The organism is Kordia jejudonensis, from assembly GCF_001005315.1.
Lineage (GTDB): Bacteria > Bacteroidota > Bacteroidia > Flavobacteriales > Flavobacteriaceae > Kordia > Kordia jejudonensis.
The window spans coordinates 57,478-78,746 of sequence record NZ_LBMG01000024.1 but is presented as its reverse complement, the minus strand read 5'-3'; the positions used below and the strand labels follow the sequence as shown (position 1 = coordinate 78,746).

The window sequence follows — 21,269 nt, the reverse complement described above, 5'->3', positions numbered from 1 at the left end:
CGCCTTTCTTGTTATCTTATATTATACCAATTAAACAATAAAATTGGTATTATTTATGTGTAAACTTTAATTTCTTTTCAATTGATTCAATCATAATATTTGCAATGTCCAATCCTGTGGCATTCTCAATACCTTCCAATCCTGGAGAAGAATTTACTTCTAACAACAACGGACCTTTGTTCGATCGGATAATATCAACACCCGCAACAGGCAAACCAAGAATTTTTGCAGCTTTTATAGCTAATTTGCGTTCTTCCATAGTAATTTTAATTTTAGAAGCCGTTCCACCTTGATGAATGTTGGCTCTAAATTCTCCCTTGGCAGCTTGTCGTTGCATAGATGCCACAACTTTTCCATTCACTATAAAACAACGAATATCCTGTCCGTTAGCTTCTTTAATGAATTCCTGCACCAATATGTTCGTTTTAACACTTTTAAAAGCATTAATTACACTTTCTGCCGCTTTGCTCGTTTCTGCCAAAACCACACCTCTCCCTTGTGTACTTTCCAATAGTTTAATGATTAATGGAGCTCCATTTACCATTTGAATCAAATCTTTCGTGTCCAAAGGCGAGTTCGCAAATCCCGTAATAGGAATATGAATATCATGCTTCGCAAATAGTTGTGTAGCTTGCAGTTTGTCTCGTGATTGTGTAATAGCTTCCGAAGAGTTTAAACAATACGCGCCCATAGCATCAAATTGACGAATTAAAGCGCATGCATAAAATGTCAACGAAGGTTTTATTCTAGGAATAATAGCATCAAACTCATCGACAATATTTCCACCGCGATAACGAATTTGTGGCTCTTTTGCATCAAATTTCATGTATGCTTGTTCTACATTTAAAAACACCATTTCATGTCCTCTAGCAATTCCTGCTTCCATGATCCGTTTGTTGCTATACAAATTTGGATTACTCGCCAAAAGTGCAATTTTTAATCCTGATTTCTTTTTGATTAAATGTTTATACGCATCCTGAATATCCTCAGTAGTAAAGTCCGATTGTAAATACGTTTCAGAAGGATTCACGATAAAACGATTCATTAACGCTTCGCGCCCGAGCAACATTCTAAATTCCATTGCATCTCTATTGGCAAGCGTTACTTCAATCTCAAACGTATCTGCACCAACTGTAACTGCTGTTTTTATCACAAAACGCTCTTCCGAAATTCCGCTAGAACTTTTTATAATACGTCTATCATAAATTTTCGATTTACATTTGATAATGATACTGCGATTTTCCTGTATCGGATTGACTTCAAATTGAACCCAATCTTCATTACCTTCTTCTAATACTTTAATGTTATTGGCTTGTATAGAAGATGTTTTTGCACCTGAATCTACACGCGCTTTTATTGCTGGAATTTTTAGTGTATCAAACGTACACCATTCTTCACTTCCAACGATTTTTAATGTTGAACTCATTATATTTTATGTATTAATTTTTTTAAATTTTTTAAGAAAAGTTGCCTTTTTTCATGATAAATTATCGTCTCTCTTATCTGACGACATAAACCAAATTGTACGCTAAAAAACGAGGTTTCTCAAATACGAAAAGTAAATTCCTTACACGGCATACATGTACTTTGTGGTACGTACTTTATAGTACATTTTATTTCAGAAGTCAGCCTGAGAATTCGGCGTCTACAATAGAAAACAACTGTTGGAGTAGACTTCTTTATGCTCCTAAGTCCGAATTTTAAAAAAGTGTTCATTTATATAGGCAATGCGCTTCATATGTGAACGCATTTACAAAGCAAACATAGTAAAAAAATAGATGGAAAAAACTTTTTTTATTTTTTTTGAAAAAAAATTACAACTTGGCTAAAATCTCTTGTATTTCTGTGGCTTTAAAGTTTTTATCTAGATTGTCAATTGCCTCAAAATTACTTTTTGCTCGTTCAAAATTTTCATTTTTAAGCTCAATTAACGCCGCATACCAAAGCGTTTCTACCTGATAATCAAATGTGATACTTCTCAATGTTTCTAATTGCGCTAAAGCGAGATCGAACTTTTCCTGATTTAACAATGACATAGCGTAATAAAATCGGGTTGTAGGATTTTTATCGGTCTTTAAAATAGTATTAAAAATCTTCTCTGCGGTTGCGTAATCGGCACTTTCATAGGCTTTAAACGCTTCAAATTGCACATGTTGTTCATTTTCTCCTCTAGTTACAGGAAGATATGTATTTGGGCAAATTTCAAAATACGAATCATACATATTTCCATCTGAACGTAATGCATTGATCGTTAAAAACATTCCAACAATAAACACGGCAGCAATTGCCATTTTACGAAAATGAAGTTGAAAAAAATTGCGTGTTTTTGCAGTAGTTTCTAGCGCATCAATAGCTTGCAAACGTTGCTTAATTTCATTGCTTTTAGAAAGTTGAAACGCCATGGCTACTTCTTGATACGTTTCGTAGGCTTCTCTAAATTCGGCATCGGTTTCTAACAACGTTTCAAAACGTGCTTTCTCTGTATCAGACAAGCGATTGGCAATATAATCTTGTATAAATTCTTCTTTCTGCATTACTTAATTTTAAATAACGATTTTAAACGTTTCAAACATCTCGATTTATGACTTCTTACTGTATTTCCATCTTTATAATCTGTTAACGCTACAATTTCATCCACAGTTAAATTTCGATAGTAAAACAATTCCAATACTTTCCGACAACTTTCTGAAAGCTGATTCAAATTTTTACTCAATGCAATTGACTGTTCAGATCGCGACATAGCTGCTACTTCAATCTCCGTATAGGTTTCTTCTTGAGTTTCTGTGTGAATGTATTTAGCTTCTTCTTTTAATTTCTTCAAAATTTTAAACTTTCCAATGCCAAACAAATAGGTTTTTATAGAGCTTGACGTAATTACTAACTGCGATGACACAAAATTATGATGCATGGCAATAATGGAATCTTGATAAATATCCAATGCAAGATCACTAACCAAACCATACTTCTTTGCATAATTTAGAAACTCAGTTTTGTATTGTACATATATAGTTTCTAATGCCTTCTTATCATCAGATCGTAATAAATCTTGCAATGCGGCATCTGTACTATTTCTACTCATTAGTTACGTAAGAAATTAAAATATTAACAATGGAATGAAAAAAATTTAGGGTAGCTGTTAATATTAAGCTTGTTAAAGATACAAAAGGATAAACAAACACATTTACTATGAAACATAAATTACGCATAATACTAGCTATTTTCTGTTTGATTTCATTTCAAAATGCTGAAGCTCAATTATTTAAAAAAATGAAGCAACGCGCAAAAGAAAAAGCAAAAGAACTTGAAAATAAAGTAGTTAACAAAGCTGAAAAAGAAGTAGATAAAACGATTGATAATGCCATTGAAGGTAAAAATGATCCGAATGCGGGAAAACCTACGATAAAGAAAAACAAAAAAGACTTTGGCGATGTCATCATAAAACATTCTAAAAAATACGGAAGTGTTCAAATTTCGGAAGCTAGTCAAATAAAAGTTACGAAAACCAATTCGGGTTATACCATTACTGGAAATTGGTGGTCGCATGAAGCAGATATTTATGATGGTTTTACAATCAACATTAAAACAGATAAAAATCTAAAACACGATACAGAAGAAGCTAAAAACGGCGATCGATTGGTATTTAATATTCCTGAAGAAGCATCACTAAGTCTTGGTTACGATCCGCAATTACCATATAATAAAAAAGCAGACAATGGCTTCAAACGTGCCGTTACAGACGACTATCAAAACTATGATGTGTCAAAAGGAGAAGTGAGTATTGATGTCCTTACGGATGATAACATTCAGATTAGTTTTTCAGGAATGGTCACCTTACGGGAAGTTATTCGAAAAGCAACTACAGATGATTTTTCAGAAACCTTTTATGAAGCGTCTATCACGGGCGCATTTGATGGAGAAACCCCTAAATTTATCAACAATGAATCGGTTGTTAAAAATGAAAAAAGTACTCAAAACGAACCTACTTGGAACGGCAATAATACAAATTCAGATTCAACTTCCGCAACACCAGACATCTACAACTTTACATTTGAAACGATCACGAAAGTCACTGTTCCTGAACAAAATGCAACTTACAATATCGCATACCTCATCAATCCGAATGCCACCTATATTGGTATGAAAGTAGATATGAGTGAATATTCAGAAGAAGAAATAAATGGCGAATCTATCATTGTGATGGACAAAGGAAACACACACATTTTTGTAGAAACGGCTGGCATGAAAATGCGCATGTCTAACAAAATGATGGGACAGCAGCAAATGAGTAATCCAACGGATCAAATGGCGAATTATGATTATACAAAACTCAAAAAAACTGGAAATACAAAAACGATTCTTGGTGCAACTTGCTACGAATATGAAATGTCCGATAAAAATGTAAAAGTCAATTTTTGGGTAGCGCCAAGCATCAAATTATCAAATTGGTTCATGCAAAATGCAGATATTTTAGATGGATATATTATGGAATACACTGTACAATCCAATGAAGGAACGATGAAAAGTACAACCATTGCCATCAATGATAATATCAGTAAAACCATCAACCCGAAAGAATACAAAAAAATGTTTTAACCAAGAATCTAGCATCAATAGGTTTTCACAACTCAACGTATAACACAAATAATTTAAACAATGAAAAACTTACAACGTATTGCAATTACAACTATTATATCATTTCTACTCATAGCTTGCTTTGGCGACAAAAACACCGTGATTGGACAAGAATTTGGAGACACGAGTTTTATCAATAAAGACTTTACAGGAAACAAAGTAGCATTTTCAGCACTTCCTAAAAATATGTGTACGTATATAAGTGAAACGAATGTCATGAAACATTATCCTGATGCTAAAAAAATGCTTGTGGACGATGGACTAACATTTCAATCTAAAAGCTGTCGGTTTTTAGTGTACATGGATGATCAAGAATATAATTATCTTAGTGGAAGCATCTTTGCAGCCGAAGATGTCCTTGCCGAAGGCGAAAAGTGGGAAGAAACTTGGGAACTCAAAAAAATGACATCAAAATCTTCTGAATATATTACTGGACTAGGAAAAACTGCCATTTGGATCGGTAAAAAAAGAGAACTCCTCATAAAAATGGAAGGATATACAATTACGATCATGGTACCTGGATCAACATTTAAAAATGAAGAAGTAGCCAAAAATCGCGATTATAAAAAAATAGGGATTGCAATTGCTAAAAGCACAGGATTATTCTAAAAAAAATAGCAACTAAAAAAATTGTATTTTTAAGGAAAATCATCGCACGATTACGAAAGCCGTGAACACATACCAACTCAAAATAATCAAAATAGTACGCATTAGTTTTATACTGTGCGTACTCTTTATTTGTACCAGTTTGTCAGCTAAAAATTGCAACAAGCAAGAAGCTACAAAACAAGACTCCATTACCAAGCCTAGCATTTCTTTTTTATGGAAAAAATCGAATGCACTTAAAAATACAGAACAATATGATGAGCTGTTAGCCTTTTTGGAAAAACATCTAAAAAGTGTGCAACCACAAAATGAAAAAGATAGTTTGGATGTTGCTGACATGTATTACAATCAATATGAAGGAAATATTGGCATTGGGAAAAATCTAGAAAGTATCAACAGTGCCAATAAAGGAATTCCTTATTGTGGAGACGCTACCAGCAAAAGAGCCAAACATATCAAAGGCGTGTTGTATTATAAAAGAGCATATGGCGAATCGAATGTCAACTTTGCCAAGCGTGCGCAATTGAGCATGAAAACGGCTATTGAATATCTAACCGAAGATTACAATCTAAATTTAGACTATTTGGTTGATGCGCATGTATTTCTATCGAGTCAAGCAGCCTATCATGGAAATCTCGCCAAAGCCAAACGTTCTCTCCGCTTTGCTGAAAACATTTATACAAAACACAAACAATACCTTGATACTACAAAATCGCATCGGTATGAACCTATCTTGGCGTACCGAAAAATATATTTACTCTACCAACTGGCAAAGAAAAAAGAAGACAGTATTGAACTCATAAAAACTGCACAAAAACTAGAAGATATTCATGCATCCAAAGCATTTCAAGAAAATGAAAGAATTTATTACAGTACAGGTTTAAATCATATTGGCGATTGGTATTTAAGTCACAAAGAAGATTCATTAACTACTCCAGAAGATATTGAAATCGGTAGCTATTACATTGATAAATCTATTGATTTAGTTGTGAACAAAAACTATTCGGGCAACTATTTCTCATTTAAATACAACAAATGCAAAGCCTTGACAAAGTCAAATAAGTTGGAAGAAGCCAATACGCTTATGCTACACCTATTGGATTCAATGGCGCCAAACGATCGTAGAATATCATTTTTCTTAGCACAAAAAGCACTTATAAAGGCAAAACTTGGACAAAAAGATAGTGCGTTACACACTTTTCATGCTGTAATTGCACAAGTACATTCAGATACAATTCCGCTAGCTAAAGATTATAGCAATTTCAAACCAAGCAAAGTATATGGCGAATCGAGATTGATCCGAAGAGTTGCGGAAAAACTAACACTATTTTACAACGATGATCCAAACGTTCAAAAAACAATTGCAACACTATATGATTTAGCGTTTATACAGTTTGAAAATAGTTATGCACGTACCAAATTCAATCCTGCACAAAATCTACTTTTACGAAAAATCATCTACGGCAAACTTGCTACAACTAATAATGATACTACAAATAATATTTCCACAAGTGAATTACTGAGTCAAACGGAAACAATGATGAATCAAATGACGTGGCAACGCTTTTATCAAAACAGATATACCAACAAATTACCTGCGTTAGATTCCTTAAGATACAGACACTTAAAACTGCGTACGTTGCTGACAACGGCAAAACGCGACAACAATATTCGGGAAGAAGATTCACTTTTATACCTAATTAATCAGCATGAAGATTTCACGCGAGAAAAATTTCCAAACTTAGAATTACTCAGCAGTAAAGAGTTCGATATAAACAGTTTGCAACAAAACTTAGCAGACGACGAATTGGTCATCAAATACATGCTATTTGAACAAAAACTTGCCATCTTTTCCATTACATCAAACCATATTTCTTACGAACTTCTCCCTTGGACAACCCAACAAATTGACTTGGTAAGCACATACGTAGATGCTATCAAAAACAGAACGTATACTACTGAAAAAACAAAACTTTTAAAAGAGTTCTTACTGCCAGAAATTACCGAAAATATCAAAAAGATTATCATCAATCCTGATGGAGAATTGTATAAAATTCCGTTTGAAACTATTCAAATCAACAATCAATTTTTAGCCGAAACCTATGAAATTGGCTATACGTCCAATCTAAAATTTATTCACTTAGACAACATTACAAACGCCACAAACGAAACCACATTGGCCATTTACGCACCAACCTATGAAGGAGAAAATTTAGAAATTGTTACCCGAAGTGGAACGTCAAGATTAGAAGGTGCAAAAGCCGAAGCAAAAACTATTGGAAAGCTATTTCCTTCCAAAATTTACATTGGAAAAGAAGTTTCTAAAAAGTATTTCCTTGAAACAGCGCCAGAAGCAAATATTCTGCATTTGGCTATGCATGCGGAAGTAAACAATGAAGAAGCTGGCTTAAGCCGATTACTATTTAGTGATACCAATACAGACAAAGACGATCTTTATTTAGAGGAATTATACGCGTTGCAATTAGACGCTGATTTGGCGGTTTTAAGTGCCTGCAACACAGGATTAGGAAAAGAAAATGCTGGTAGAAGTATGGAATCGTTTCAACGTGCCTTTACCTTTGCAGGCGTTCCTGCAACAGTAGCAAGTCTTTGGGAAGTTCCCGATCAATCCACAAGTGAAATTATGAAAAGTTTCTACACATATCTAAAAAAAGGAACTTCGAAATCGGAAGCTTTGCAACATGCCAAACTCGATTATATAAACAATCACAAAGGTTCCAAACTTGTACAACCGTATTATTGGGCAGGTTTCATTCTCTATGGAAATCAAACCGCAGTGACAACAAGTACTTCAAATACAATTTGGTATGTGTTAGGAATTGGTGTAGCTTTACTATTGTTCCTGTTCGTTCGTAAAAAACTAAAAAAATACTAAAGTTCAAATCAACGAATTTCTAGTATATTCAAACTAATAACGAATTCAAATTCATATGACGAAAAAAATAATAGTTGGTATCATTTGTAGCTCCGCATTTGTTTTTTGCTACTATCTCACCAACTCTTTAAAGTTTGCATTCATAGGAACAGCTCTCCTATTAGCGTACGGTTTTTGGGTAATTAGAGTCGAATTGAACCTGCCATTTAACAACGAAAAAAGAGCAGAGAAATCCAAAAAAAGATACCAAGAATTTAAAAAAGAACACGATAGAAACAGTCGTGATAATCCCACGATTTAAATTTTTAATGAGAAACGCACTTTTTCATGAATCCGTTTATTGTAGTAACACAATATAAAAATGTACTATTCAATAATTGTAAAGCGCACTTGCTGATCTATATCTCTGATTATTTGTAAAATACCTTTTTCTTTAGAATAATACAAAGTATCTGTATTTGAACTTAATAGATATACATTTGTATACAAAACACCATCAATACTAACACTTGGTATAATCTGATTTTCATACCTAAAAGAAGCACCAAAATCTTCAAAACAATTCCCCAAATAAATTTCAAACTCAAAACCACCTACCTTATTTGCTTCTACTCTTACAATGCCGCTGTAACATTCCGTAGCATCCGAAAACTCATATTCGCCATACTCAATATATGTTTTTCCAGTAGGTCCAAAAGAAAATAAAGGAGACACATTTGGCCCATCTTTATAAAAATCATTTTTTGTAGACACTACATCGAATGTTATAGTTTCCTGAGTTGACACATCTAACAGTCTAAATGTTTCATCAACATCGTACACTAACAAATCGTTTGCTTTTTGGCTCAAATTATAATAAGTATCGTCAGTTTTACACGATTTCAAGCTTATGATAACAACCAATGGTAGAAAAAATCTAAAAAAGTATTTCATTTTCATTTCAATAGTAAGTGTAACAAATTAACACATCAACGAATTAACACATCTTCAAATCATCAAATTGACACATCAATAAACTGCATCACTTGCTCCTGAAAAACGTCTTCATCTGCTAAAAATGCGACTTCAATTGGCAAATAATACAAATTGTCCAAGCGTCCTTGCAAACGCATAAAATCTTTCTCCGTGGTCACTATCTTTTGATTTCCAGCTTTCTGTGTAATAGTATTCAATTCGCTTTCGCTGAAATCGTGATGATCTGGATATTTCAAATGTGTATACAATAATCCTAGATCGTTTACATATTCCAATAACGGTTTTGGATTTGCAATTCCTGTCACCAACACAAACGGTTCATCTTTTAAAGAAAATAACGGCAATTGTGCTGTTTCATTTTGAACAGTTTCCGAATACGCAATGGTAGTAAAAAATACATGTTGCTGCGCGTTTGGTTTCAACTGATCGGTTATTTGAAGCATTTCAGATTTGGCAACAATTGTCGGACATTTGGTTACCACAATAACATTTGCTCGTTTTGCGCCCGATTTTGGTTCACGTAAATTTCCCGCAGGCAACATAAAATCATTCACATACAAATCATTATACGGCGTCAATACAATATTGAAACCTGCCGTTACCTTTCGATGTTGAAACGCATCATCTAGCAAAATGATGTCAGGTTTATTTGATAAAAGCTGCAATTTTTCAATGCCGACAGTTCGTTGAGCTTCGACCGAAACAATGATTTCGTCGCCAAACTTACTGTAAAATTGTAACGGTTCGTCGCCAATATCAGCAGCAGTTGTTTCTGCATTTGCCACTAAAAAACCGCTCGTTTTGCGTTTGTAACCTCTACTTAAGGTTGCAACGTTGTAGTTCGCTTTGGTCAATCGGATCAAATATTCAATCATCGGCGATTTCCCTGTGCCGCCAACACTAAGGTTTCCAACACAAATCACGGGAACATCATACGAAGTCGATTTCAACCAACCGTTATCAAACATCCAATTGCGCACAAACACAATGGCTCCATACAGTATGGAGAAAGGAAGTAACAAAAGTCGAAGTCGTCGCATAAAAGCGAAAATATCAATTTTTACGGACATCAAATACTAAAAATCATTCCTTTTTCACATATACTTTCTCGTTGGAAGCAAACAACACCAATTGTTTCTCTTGCAATTCGCCATGTGTAATCAGAATTTTAAAAAAACGGTAACTATCTGGAAATACTGAAATTTGTGGCGAAATTAAGTTTTCGGTTTGGTATAATTTCCCTTCCGGAGATTCGTCAAAATCAGCAATTACGATATAATAAAAACTCTTAAACGCTTGTATTTCCTCATCGTCACTCACACGTTCATCACTGGCAACTTTAATAGCTTGCATCCTAAAATGCTCATTACTTCGTGATAATACGTTTTCAGAATTAATCTCTAACACGACTTTAAACAAGCGATCATCCTCAATAGGAATAATGCCTCGCCGTGTTTGTGACAGCATAAAAGTAGTTGATAAAAGCAGCAAGATCGTACACAAATTTGTTTTCATATATATAAAAATTTAGTTCATATAGTTCAAGGTAAATTATTATGCTGGAATTCGTAGAAAATACTTCACAAGCGTCGTTATAAATTCGTAAGCGTTCTAAATAGCAGGGTTTTGACATTTAAATATGTGAATTTTCATGCTAATCTCTATATTTGAAAAAAAGCTCAAAAAATGATCGTTCAAGATATTATTTCACACATTGAAGAATTATGTCCAATCGCCTATGCTGAAGATTTTGACAATGTAGGTTTGCTCGTTGGAAACAACAAACAAGAAGTGTCTGGTGTACTAATTTCGTTAGATACACTCGAAAATGTAGTGGATGAAGCCATTGAAAAAAACTGTAATATGATTGTGAGTTTTCATCCGATTATATTTTCTGGTTTGAAAAAAATCACTGGAAAAACCTATGTAGAACGAGTTGTGCTGAAAGCAATCAAACACGACATTGCCATTTATGCCATGCATACGGCGCTTGATAATTCGTGGAATGGTGTCAGCGATCGTATCTGTTACGAATTAGGCTTGACCGATAAATCGATTCTAATTCCACAAAAAGGAACTATCAAAAAATTAGTGACATTTGTACCAAAGAAAAATGCAGAAGCTGTTCGAAACGCGCTATTTGCAGTTGGAGCTGGAAGTATTGGAAATTACGAAAATTGTAGTTTTAATGTAGAAGGTTTGGGTAGTTTTCAAGGCAATGAAGCGTCAAATCCTACAATTGGTAAAAAAGGAGAAACACATTTTGAAGAAGAAATACAGCTTGGAATTACATTTGCAAAGCATTTGGAAGGAAAAATCATAAAAACGCTACACGAAACACATCCGTATGAAGAAGTTGCTTATGAAATTACAACACTAGAAAATACAAATCAACATATTGGAATGGGCATGATCGGTACGTTTAAAAAACCGATCAGCGAAATGCACTTTATCACACTATTAAAAACAAAAATGCAGGTTCCTGTGATAAGACATTCGGAATTATCAGGAAAAATGATCCATAAAATTGCCGTTTTGGGTGGAAGCGGAAGTTTTGCCATCGAAAATGCAAAACGTGCTGGCGTGGATGCGTATGTAACGGCAGACTTGAAATACCACGATTTTTACAAAGCGGAAAACACCATTTTATTAGCGGATATTGGGCATTATGAAAGCGAACAATACACAAAAAATCTTTTATTTGAGTATCTTACGAAAAAAATTCCTAATTTTGCGATCATTTTATCAGCAGAAAATACAAATCCAATCAAGTATTCATAAATATGGCAAAGAAGAAAGAAGTTACGGTTGAAGAAAAATTACGCGCACTTTTTGATTTACAATTAATTGACTCTCGTGTTGACGAGATAAAAAACGTAAGAGGAGAACTTCCTTTAGAAGTAGAAGATTTAGAAGATGAAGTAACTGGATTGAACACTAGACTTGAAAAACTTCATGGTGACCTTGATCAAATAGATGAAGACATCAAGAGTAAAAAGAATATTATTGAAGAGGCGAAAACCTTGATCAAGAAATACACTGAGCAACAGAAAAACGTTCGTAACAACAGAGAATACAACGCTTTATCTAAAGAAGTTGAATTCCAAGAGTTAGAAATGCAGTTGGCTGAAAAGCACATCAAAGAATTTAAAGTTGCTATTGAGCAAAAGAAAGATGTGATTGCACAAACGAAAGAACGTGTTGACTTAAGAGAATCACATTTAAAGCACAAAAAAGCAGAATTAAATGATATTCTTGAAGAAACAAAAAGAGAAGAAGAATTTCTTTTAAAGAAATCTGAAGAATTCGAAAAACTTATCGAAGACAGATTGTTAGCAGCTTACAAGCGAATTCGTAAAAATGTTCGTAACGGTTTGGCTGTTGTAAAAATTGAAAGAGGCGCTTCAGGAGGTTCGTACTTTACAATTCCACCACAGGTTCAGGTTGAGATTGCTTCTAGAAAGAAAATCATCACAGATGAGCACAGTGGTCGTATTTTAGTTGATCCAGCATTGGCTGACGAAGAGAAAGTAAAAATGGAAAAACTTTTCGCTAAGTTTTAATTCCAAACAACATATGATGAAAAAACCTCGCTATTGGCGAGGTTTTTTTGTGGCTTTTAATTCGTATATCAACGGATACAACTTATCTTTTGTTTCGTACATGCCTTCCTTATTTTTAACTAAGTTTGGCAATACATCATATGGCGACGCATCGTGTTCGTTAAGGAATTCAATTGTCAATCCTGCTTCAATAAGTGCATTGATAACATCTGACATTCCATGATTCCAAGCATATTCTTTACTGATCATTTTTGTTTCGCCATCTTCAGCGTACGTACCTTCATACTCTTCGTAAATTACTTCTTCTTGATTGTACGCATATCGTAAAACTGGCGGCGTTTGCAAATAATCAAACATCCATACGATAGGATGAAATTCTGCCATATAAAACGTGCCACCATCTTTTAAACGCGATGCAATAATATTTCCCCACTTTTTTAAATCGGGTAGCCAACCAATAACGCCGTAACTGGTAAATACAATATCAAAAGTTTCTGTTACATGATCATTTACATCAAAAACATTACAACAATGAAACGTTGCATCTAAATTGAGTTCTTCAGTTAATGATTTTGCCAATTTAATAGCTTCATCCGACAAATCAATGCCCGTTACTTTAGCACCCATGCGTGCCCAACTCAATGTATCTTGCCCAAAATGGCACTGTAAATGTAAGAGAGACTTTCCTGCTACGTTTGGTAAACTATCAAGTTCGTACTTCATTAATGATGAATTCCCTTGTTTAAAATCGTCCATCGCATACATATCGCTTTTTGCATGAATGGCAACCTTTTTATTCCAAGTTTCTTTATTAATTTTAAAATAATTATGTTCCATTTCGTCGGTTTTTTATACCTTTTGTCGTAATATTGTGATTAGTTTTAATTCCTTAGTACAATTCTAAGGATTTTAAATTAATTCGTACCCTAATAAATCTTACTTAATATTTAAATGACTATGAAAAAAACTACTTTTACTTTTTTCAAAAGTATTTTTGCACTTATTTTATTAATCGGCACTACAGGTTTTGCCCAAAACGTTGATGTCGTAATTTCAGTAAATTGGCCAGCTTGGTCATCAGAAAATAAAGTGGAGCTGTACAGCCCTTCTGGAATGTTATTACAAACTGTAGACAATGGTTATGATGGTAATGGAAATGCTCCTTATACCGAAACTACAACACCAGTAAGCTATCCTGTAAACAGTAGTACAACTGCTGGTTACTATGTAATTGTATATGACTTTTATGGAGATGACTGGAACAACGGAGGAACTGTTACCATCACAGCAGATGGACAAACAGCTTTTGCTTTTAATGGAAATTTTTCAAATAACAGCGCTACAAATCCTGTTGAAATTTCACAAACTACATATTTTGCTTTAGAAGAGCCACCAGCTCCTTTTCCTGGAGTTTCTCAATTTGATACAAGTGGAAACGAATACATAGAGTACATTCCTGGAAATATGCCCGTGATTATTTCTGCACCGCATGGTGGTGTAAAACAATCTGGACAAACAATTGGTGGAACATTTTATCCTGACAATGATAGTGCTTTACCAGACAGAGGTTGTGGAACAAACGAAAGAGATGACAACACAGATATTTTAATTCGTGAAATTCAACAATCTGTATACGATCAAACAGGATGTTATCCGTATATCATTATCAACAACTTACACAGAAGTAAATTAGATCCAAATAGAGAGCAAAATGAAGCTACTTGTGGAGATTCAGATGCATTATTTTATTGGAATACGTTCCATAACTTTATTGATGCCGCAAGTGCTGATGTAATGAGCAAATGGGGAAAAGGATTATATATTGATTTACACGGACAAAGTCACAGTATTCCTAGAATTGAAGCTGGTTATAACATCTCAGCTTCTGACTTAAATAATACAACTAACAACTACTTAAATTCAGTTTCAAACTCTACCATTACAAATCTTGTAAGTGACAACTTAGGTAACTTAACGCAAGAGCAATTGGTAAGAGGTACGACTAGTCTTGGTGGATTATTTGCAACTACAGGTGGAGCATTTTACAATGCACAAGGATATCCTGGTTGTGGTTCTACAGCAGGATACAGAACAGTTCCAAGTCATATAGATACTGGAAATAATAGTTGTGATGATACACGACCATTTTCAAATGCATATTTTGATGGAGATTTTTACAACAACAGACGTCACGGATCTGGACCAACTGCCAGCGACGGACTTGGCGGCGGCGGAACCATTGATGGTATCATGACTGAAGTGAATAGACGTGTCCGTGATTTAGGAACGTACAATGGAAGTGTGTATGATTCACGTCCACAAACATTAGTTCCTTTTGCAGATGATTATGCGACGGTAATTACCAATTATATAGAATTACATTATAACAATTTTGCTGATTTTACGTATTCATCTAACATGTATGATCTTGCCGATTCAAATCCGACACCAACACGTACAACAGGAGTTACCGGAGTATTTACAGCAGATCCAGCAGGATTAGTTATCAATGCAACTACAGGAGAAATTGACTTATCAATGTCTACTGACGGTGTATACACAATCACGCATACAGTAGGAGATTGTAATTTATATACAGATTCTACAAGTTTGACAATTACAAATACGTTAAGTACGCCAACGGTAGAAGATACTTTGTTTGCAATGTATCCAAATCCAACAACAGGCAGCTTACAAATTGAATCTAAGCAAACACTTTCACAAGTGATTGTATACAACTTAGTTGGACAACAAGTGAAAGCGATTACGATGCAAGCAGATCAAAAATCTATTGATATTAGCAATTTAAAAACAGGAAGTTATTTTGTAAATGTGCAAAGTACTACTGGAAACACCTATACAAAACTGATTGTGAAGAAGTAATTCGGATCATAAAGTAATAGTTCTAAATCTAGAAAAAGCCTCGCAAATTGTGAGGCTTTTTTGATTTTGTACAATTTCACTTTTAACAATCTGATTTAAGAAACATTAAACCTATAAACTATCACAAAATATAGTCTTTCAATACTGCTTTAATTCCAATGATTCGCGGAATCGTCATGTATGTTCCTATTTTCTCAACTGCTTTCTCAGTAGTTTTACAGCGTTCTTATGTTAGATATAAAACACTTCCACAAGTATAGTATCTACAAAATTAATTGGTTGTTGATAAAAGCAAATGTCTTTCTGTGAAGACACCAAATATACTTTGTGTGGAGAAATCACAGAGAACAAATAGTTAGTTAAGTTTAAAAGCCTCGCTGGTTACGAGGCTTTTTTCATTTTTTGATTAATGAACGCCGCTCATCAACTTTTTAATAAAAGGTGATATCATGATGACAACAAGTCCAATACAAGCTGTTAAAACTCCAAAAACAGCATAAACGGATACATATTGATACAATTGTTCAAATGCTGCCTGATTGGGTCCAGAAAAACTAGACGTTAATCCTGTGACAGTTTCTGTAATGCTTCCAAAAATGCCACTGGCAAACATATTTTCTTCTTCTGAAACGGTGGTTAATTTGGCAATTTTTCCAGCAAAAAAATGTCCATAAAAGGAAGCCGAAAAGAAAACGCCCATAATAAAAGCTAAATACTTTTTTGGTGAAAGTTCTGTCATTTTAGACAAGCCAATTGGCGAAATGCACAACTCGCCTACTGTCAAAATGAAATATCCAACAAACAAATACCACATTGGCGTTTTGGCAACACTATCAACCGAATTTGCAGACATGGCAAAAACGATAAAACCCAAACCTAGTAGCAACAATCCTAAACCTGCTTTTATGGCAGAATTTGGATTTTTCTTTTTCTTCATTAAAACTGCCCACAACCATGAAAACGGAATCGCCAACAAAATGATAAATCCAGAATTGATACTATTGGTTTGTGCAGCGTTCAATCCGACAAGATTGATATTTCGATCCGCAAACAACGTCAACGAACTTCCTGCTTGTTCAAAAATTGCCCAAAACAACGCCATCAAAATGGTAAAATAAGCGGTTACCAACAATCGCTTTCGCGCGATAGTTCCCACCGAACGATAAATGTAAATCATGGTAGCTGTTATGGCAATGGTAGCAATCCAAACGATATAATGTTCATATTGATTAAATCGGACAATTAACGCAAATATTGGAACGGCTAAAAAAGCGCCAAACCAAACCAATTGTCCTGTATGCAATCCTAAAAACTTCTTATTGTACACTTCCTCATTTGGAACTTTTCCTTTGCCTTGAAATACATTTTTATTGGTTCCTCGGTAGAAATAAAACAATCCTACCAACATGCCAATTCCTGCCAACATAAAACCATAATGCCAACCATACACTTCTGCAAACCAAGCACATAACAATGGAGCAACTGCACCACCAATGTTGATTCCCATATAAAATATCGTAAATCCAGAATCGCGTCGTTTATCTTCTTCTTTATACAATGCGCCCACAAATGTGGAAATGTTAGGTTTAAAGAATCCGTTTCCAACTATGATTAACGCTAACGATCCATAAAAGAAAATTGGCAACTCTATCGTTAAGAAAAAATGTCCCAACGCCATTAAAATCCCGCCAAGGAAAATAGCTTTCCGATAGCCAATATAATGATCGGCAATAATTCCTCCCAAAACGGGCGTTACATATACTAATGACATATATGCGGCAAAAATTCCGATAGACATATCATCACTAAACAGCAATTGTTTGGTCATGTATAAAATCAACAAGGCTTTCATTCCGTAAAACGAAAAACGTTCCCAGAGTTCGGCAAAAAACAAATAAAATAATCCTTTAGGATGTCCGAATCGTGTATCGGAAGTAGTAGCAGCTGTCATATGTATTGTATTAAAATTTAATAGAATACAAATATGTTTTTACCTAGTTTTAATAGAAAGTCGTGTTGTAAAGTATAGTAAAAAATAACAAGCTGTGCAGATTTGTGTCTGAGACACAATTAATTACAAATAGACTTATATTGATCATTTTCAGATACTTGCACAAACTCATCAAGTAAACCTTCGTCAATTGTGATGTTTTCAGGAATCATACGCAAACGGTATTTTCCTTCGCCCAAAAACGTAAACACGTCTCTACGTTCCAATTGCTGATCGGTTTCTAGTTGTAAAATTTCGTTGATATTTTCAATAATTCTGGTAAGATAAGTTTGGTTTTTTATTTCTCCAGCCGAACTCACTAAAATACTTTGCAAATCACCTTGTCCATGTGCGCGACGAATGGCAAATTTCAGCAAGTTTTTGTATTGTGTGGTTTTTGAACCAAAATCGACATGTGCATTGTTGATGTTTTTTGACGGAATACTTAATTGAATCAATGACCAATCTAAAAATTTGATACGCATTTCGTTTGGTCGCGGTGTATTTGCGAGTTGAATTACCCAACTTGTCGCCAACACTAAGAATAAAGAAATTAAGGATGTTTTTGCGATAATCTTAATCAAGTAAGTTGCGAATTCGTCATTTAAACTTAAAAATATTTCAGGTAATTGCGATATGAAAATTAAAATCATAATGATGACGGAAATCGTTGCTACAATTTTCAAACCACGATGCAAAAAGGTTTTGTAGAAGGAAATTAACAATAAAAAACACAAAAATCCTGATAAAATCAAATCTGGAATAGCGTTCAATTTTACGTTGTGATACACATTGTCATTTCCAAAAATACTTGACATGAGCAACGTAACGGAAGTCACAGCAATGATAATTCCGATAATGATTTTTACATTCTTTGTATTGTTGTAAATAAACTTTGGCGCGTGATAAAAGTAGAACAACGCCAATAATAAAAATAGATTGTTGATAATGGAAAGTAAGTTGACTCCAATTTGATAAGCCATCGTATCCGAAAACTCAAAACGTTGCGAAACATACGCCCAAATTCCTGAACCAACCCATACAAACATTGCCAAACTTAAATATAGCAATCCACTATCTACGCGCTTTTGCGATTCGTCTTCTTCTAAAATCTGACGGAAACGCTTCCGAATGTTGGAGTAAATTGCCAATAGCAAAACGGCTCCGATAAAGGAAATAAAAATGTGTGCTAGATTGTGAAATTGTGCTACATCGGTCATAAAATGACGTAAGATATTATATTATTTTAAATCATTGAAAGGTAAAAGTTAAAATGAAATATGTTTTAAAAATTCCCTTTTTCAAATTAACGCATCAACAAATTAACTCTTTTTTTCTTGTCACGAATTCAAGAATTATTTCTTTTAAATACTATTGTTGAAATATTTCTCAAATCATCAAATTAACGATTTAACAAACTACAACATAAAATAACAAATTCCTCAGCGTTATGAGATGCTGAATCAAGTTCAGCATGACGAAATCGCACATAAAAAACCAAATCAACAAATCTTCAAATCAACGAATTATCAAATTGACAAAATAACAAACTCAAAACTACCCTTCCAAAATTTTACGAACTAGGTCTTTTTTAGCGGCTTCATCATCACCAAATAACCAACGTAAGACATTATCTTCCCAAATATCGTCGTATTGATTTTGGTCTATAATATTCCGTTCTATGGCTAAATCGAGTAATTTTCCTGGATAAGACGATTGTGGTGCGCTTTCCATTTCTCCCAACGGATACGGATCGTCTAATCCCATCAAAATTTGCTTGCTTCCTTGTCGGTCAACCATCAATTTAAACGAATCGGTATCATGCACCAACGTATCAAAATAAATATTTGGATGTCCAACCGCTTTTCTCGGATGTACTTTTCCTTCAAACAAATCTGGTCGTCCATCAAATCCTTGAATACGACGTCCTAAATTCATTTGCGCCAACTGTCCGCCATGTGCAAAACAGGTTCGGATATCTGGAAAACGTTCTTGCATTCCGTTCAACGTATAAAAATGGTACGCATCGCCACATTGTGCCAACATCCAAATTAAGTGAAAACGCCAGTTTACATTTTCCAATTTGATCATTTTATCGCCATCATACGGATGAATTTCAATCGCCAATTTATACTTATTTGCCAGTTCAAAAATTGGATCATTTTCTTCATCAAACACCGAACGCCACTGTCCTATGGAATCCATAAAGTGCGTTGGTAAGCACAGTACGCGCAGTCCTAATTCTTCCACGCAGCGTTCAATTTCCCAAAGCGCACCATGTATAAAACCTGGATGCACTACAAATCCGCAGGTAAATTTTGATGGATGATCGCGTTGTACTTCTGCATTAAAATCGTTTTGAAAACGCAACGCATGTTTCATCGCTTCCAGGCGCAAACCATTTCCGTATAACTGTGAAAGATTTAAAATAACGGCATGATCAATTTTATTTTTCGCCATCCATTCTAGCTTTTCATTCAAGAAAAAACTCGAATCTGTCACAGGTCGTTTCCAATCGTCTTGCAACATATATTTACGTTCGTCATCTACCCAAAAAATCTTTTTATCCTTCATAAACTGAGGAATTTGCTCTGGATAAGGCAACAAATGTGAATGTCCGTTAATGCGCAGTTTTCGTTTCAAGATGGTGTTATTTTTGGGCGTGTCCTCCAAGAAAAATGGAGGTCGGGCTTTCGGCAGTCGCTTCTCCAATCAAGTTGGAGAGAGCTTCAACAAATGCCTCAATCCCTCACGCGAAATTAATCCTATAAAAATACTATTTCTTATGATATCGTATGTTGTATTTATGTTTTAAAATTCTAAAATTTTCAACAAATCACATTTTTTAACACAAAAAAACCAGTCATGAACACTTTTGTACAAAAAGCATACAGACTGGTTTTAGCTATATTGATTTTGGGCTAAAATTAGCTCAGGTGAACTTCCGATTTTTTACGCGTACTTTTTAAAGCAATCGTATTGTTGAACTTGTTTTGATATGCAAAAATGGTTTCGCGTCCTTGTTGTTGTTGTACAACTTTTACAGGAAACGCAAACGAAGCTGCATCTAAATTTAATTCGTGTGATTCTAAATTTTGACTAAATGTTTCGATAAGTCCATTGAACTCATTCGTTAACTTTTCATTTAAAATGTAGAATTTACTAACGCCATCGTGCTTTACAATTAACGCTAATTCTTTACTTTCGAAACCTAACATTGGCTTTTTGTGTAATGGAATTGCGTAGCACGAGTTGCTAAGTTGCACAACTTCTGTCGCATTGTACAAGTATCCTGAATCGTTCAATGCAATTGCCAATCGTTGATGCGTTTTTGCAACTCCGCTTGATAAATTTGAAATAGAAATTGCGTTTACATTGTTGAGTAAACGTCCAAATCCGCTTCCAATTTTTTCTAGGGAAATACCGTTGTTACTGGCTAAAGCTGAAGTTGGGAACATGGAAAGCGCACCTGCGCCCATGACACTTGATACAATAAAGTTTCTTCTATTCATTATGGTTAGTTATTAGTTTATGATGGTTCATTAGAGTTTCAATTTAATAATTTTTTAACACTTTTAAGATAGATTCAAGGAAAAATGTTAAAGTCAGGTAGTTTTACGTTTTAATCTGTAGGATTTTTACTTTCTCTCTGTCACATAGAGCATTATTGAGATCAAAATATATTTTGATTGGTAATACCTAGTGAAACTATCGAGATGCAATT

General features: G+C 34.4%; 17 protein-coding genes. 6 read left to right on the top strand and 11 right to left on the bottom strand.

All coding sequences use genetic code 11. The features are described from left to right. Window positions 1–49 precede the first annotated feature (49 nt). The 3 genes from rimK to AA089_RS12635 all read right to left on the bottom strand — a co-directional run bounded on the left by rimK (window position 50) and on the right by AA089_RS12635 (window position 3,079). Window positions 50–1,426: a 30S ribosomal protein S6--L-glutamate ligase gene (rimK, locus tag AA089_RS12645; protein WP_046757320.1), complete on the bottom strand. Its 1,377-nt coding sequence runs from the start codon at window positions 1,424–1,426 to the stop codon at window positions 50–52. A gap of 388 nt (window positions 1,427–1,814) precedes the next feature. Continuing rightward, complete coding sequence (locus AA089_RS12640; protein ID WP_046757319.1) at window positions 1,815–2,534, bottom strand: tetratricopeptide repeat protein; 720 nt, start codon at window positions 2,532–2,534, stop codon at window positions 1,815–1,817. Then, the gene (locus AA089_RS12635; RefSeq protein ID WP_046757318.1) at window positions 2,534–3,079 is read right to left on the bottom strand and encodes an RNA polymerase sigma factor; all 546 of its coding nucleotides are present in this window, start codon (window positions 3,077–3,079) and stop codon (window positions 2,534–2,536) included. Before AA089_RS12635 ends, AA089_RS12640 begins: the two co-directional genes overlap by 1 nt. Window positions 3,080–3,186: 107 nt before the next feature. Here AA089_RS12635 and AA089_RS12630 point away from each other — a divergent pair, with 107 nt between their 5' ends. The 3 genes from AA089_RS12630 to AA089_RS12620 all read left to right on the top strand — a co-directional run bounded on the left by AA089_RS12630 (window position 3,187) and on the right by AA089_RS12620 (window position 8,134). Further along, window positions 3,187–4,593: a hypothetical protein gene (locus AA089_RS12630; protein ID WP_046757317.1), complete on the top strand. Its 1,407-nt coding sequence runs from the start codon at window positions 3,187–3,189 to the stop codon at window positions 4,591–4,593. A gap of 60 nt (window positions 4,594–4,653) precedes the next feature. Further along, entirely contained in the window at window positions 4,654–5,241 is a 588-nt protein-coding gene (locus AA089_RS12625; protein ID WP_046757316.1) for a hypothetical protein, read from the top strand. Window positions 5,242–5,380: 139 nt separating this feature from the next. Further along, window positions 5,381–8,134: a CHAT domain-containing protein gene (locus AA089_RS12620; protein ID WP_156168996.1), complete on the top strand. Its 2,754-nt coding sequence runs from the start codon at window positions 5,381–5,383 to the stop codon at window positions 8,132–8,134. A gap of 366 nt (window positions 8,135–8,500) precedes the next feature. Here the strand turns inward: AA089_RS12620 and AA089_RS12610 are convergent, their stop codons facing one another. The 3 genes from AA089_RS12610 to AA089_RS12600 form a co-directional block, all read right to left on the bottom strand. Further along, window positions 8,501–9,067, bottom strand: a complete 567-nt coding sequence (locus AA089_RS12610; protein WP_162200442.1) for a hypothetical protein — start codon at window positions 9,065–9,067, stop codon at window positions 8,501–8,503. Between the two features lie 62 nt (window positions 9,068–9,129). Beyond that, entirely contained in the window at window positions 9,130–10,149 is a 1,020-nt protein-coding gene (gene lpxK / locus AA089_RS12605; RefSeq protein WP_046757346.1) for a tetraacyldisaccharide 4'-kinase, read from the bottom strand. Window positions 10,150–10,192: 43 nt separating this feature from the next. Continuing rightward, a complete protein-coding gene (locus AA089_RS12600) occupies window positions 10,193–10,576 on the bottom strand; it encodes a hypothetical protein (RefSeq protein WP_156168995.1) in 384 nt (127 codons plus the stop codon). A 219-nt stretch (window positions 10,577–10,795) separates the two neighbouring features. Between AA089_RS12600 and AA089_RS12595 the strand changes: the two genes are divergently transcribed. Both AA089_RS12595 and AA089_RS12590 read left to right on the top strand, forming a co-directional pair. Further along, complete coding sequence (locus AA089_RS12595; protein WP_046757311.1) at window positions 10,796–11,890, top strand: Nif3-like dinuclear metal center hexameric protein; 1,095 nt, start codon at window positions 10,796–10,798, stop codon at window positions 11,888–11,890. A gap of 2 nt (window positions 11,891–11,892) precedes the next feature. Then, window positions 11,893–12,672, top strand: a complete 780-nt coding sequence (locus AA089_RS12590; protein ID WP_046757310.1) for a zinc ribbon domain-containing protein — start codon at window positions 11,893–11,895, stop codon at window positions 12,670–12,672. A gap of 30 nt (window positions 12,673–12,702) precedes the next feature. On the opposite strand, the gene AA089_RS12585 is transcribed toward AA089_RS12590, so the two are convergent. Further along, window positions 12,703–13,509: a class I SAM-dependent methyltransferase gene (locus AA089_RS12585; protein ID WP_046757309.1), complete on the bottom strand. Its 807-nt coding sequence runs from the start codon at window positions 13,507–13,509 to the stop codon at window positions 12,703–12,705. Window positions 13,510–13,629: 120 nt separating this feature from the next. On the opposite strand from AA089_RS12585, the gene AA089_RS12580 reads away from it, so the two are divergent. After that, on the top strand, window positions 13,630–15,555 hold the full coding sequence (locus tag AA089_RS12580) for a T9SS type A sorting domain-containing protein (RefSeq protein ID WP_046757308.1): 1,926 nt from the start codon (window positions 13,630–13,632) through the stop codon (window positions 15,553–15,555). Window positions 15,556–15,961: 406 nt separating this feature from the next. On the opposite strand, the gene AA089_RS12575 is transcribed toward AA089_RS12580, so the two are convergent. The 4 genes from AA089_RS12575 to AA089_RS12560 form a co-directional block, all read right to left on the bottom strand. Then, window positions 15,962–17,506, bottom strand: coding sequence for a peptide MFS transporter (locus AA089_RS12575; RefSeq protein ID WP_046757307.1), 1,545 nt, complete (start codon window positions 17,504–17,506; stop codon window positions 15,962–15,964). Between the two features lie 119 nt (window positions 17,507–17,625). Beyond that, window positions 17,626–18,765: a hypothetical protein gene (locus tag AA089_RS12570; RefSeq protein WP_046757306.1), complete on the bottom strand. Its 1,140-nt coding sequence runs from the start codon at window positions 18,763–18,765 to the stop codon at window positions 17,626–17,628. A 337-nt stretch (window positions 18,766–19,102) separates the two neighbouring features. Continuing rightward, window positions 19,103–20,191: an amidohydrolase family protein gene (locus tag AA089_RS12565; protein WP_156168997.1), complete on the bottom strand. Its 1,089-nt coding sequence runs from the start codon at window positions 20,189–20,191 to the stop codon at window positions 19,103–19,105. 281 nt (window positions 20,192–20,472) lie between these two features. Next, entirely contained in the window at window positions 20,473–21,057 is a 585-nt protein-coding gene (locus tag AA089_RS12560) for a hypothetical protein (RefSeq protein ID WP_046757304.1), read from the bottom strand. Window positions 21,058–21,269 lie beyond the last annotated feature (212 nt).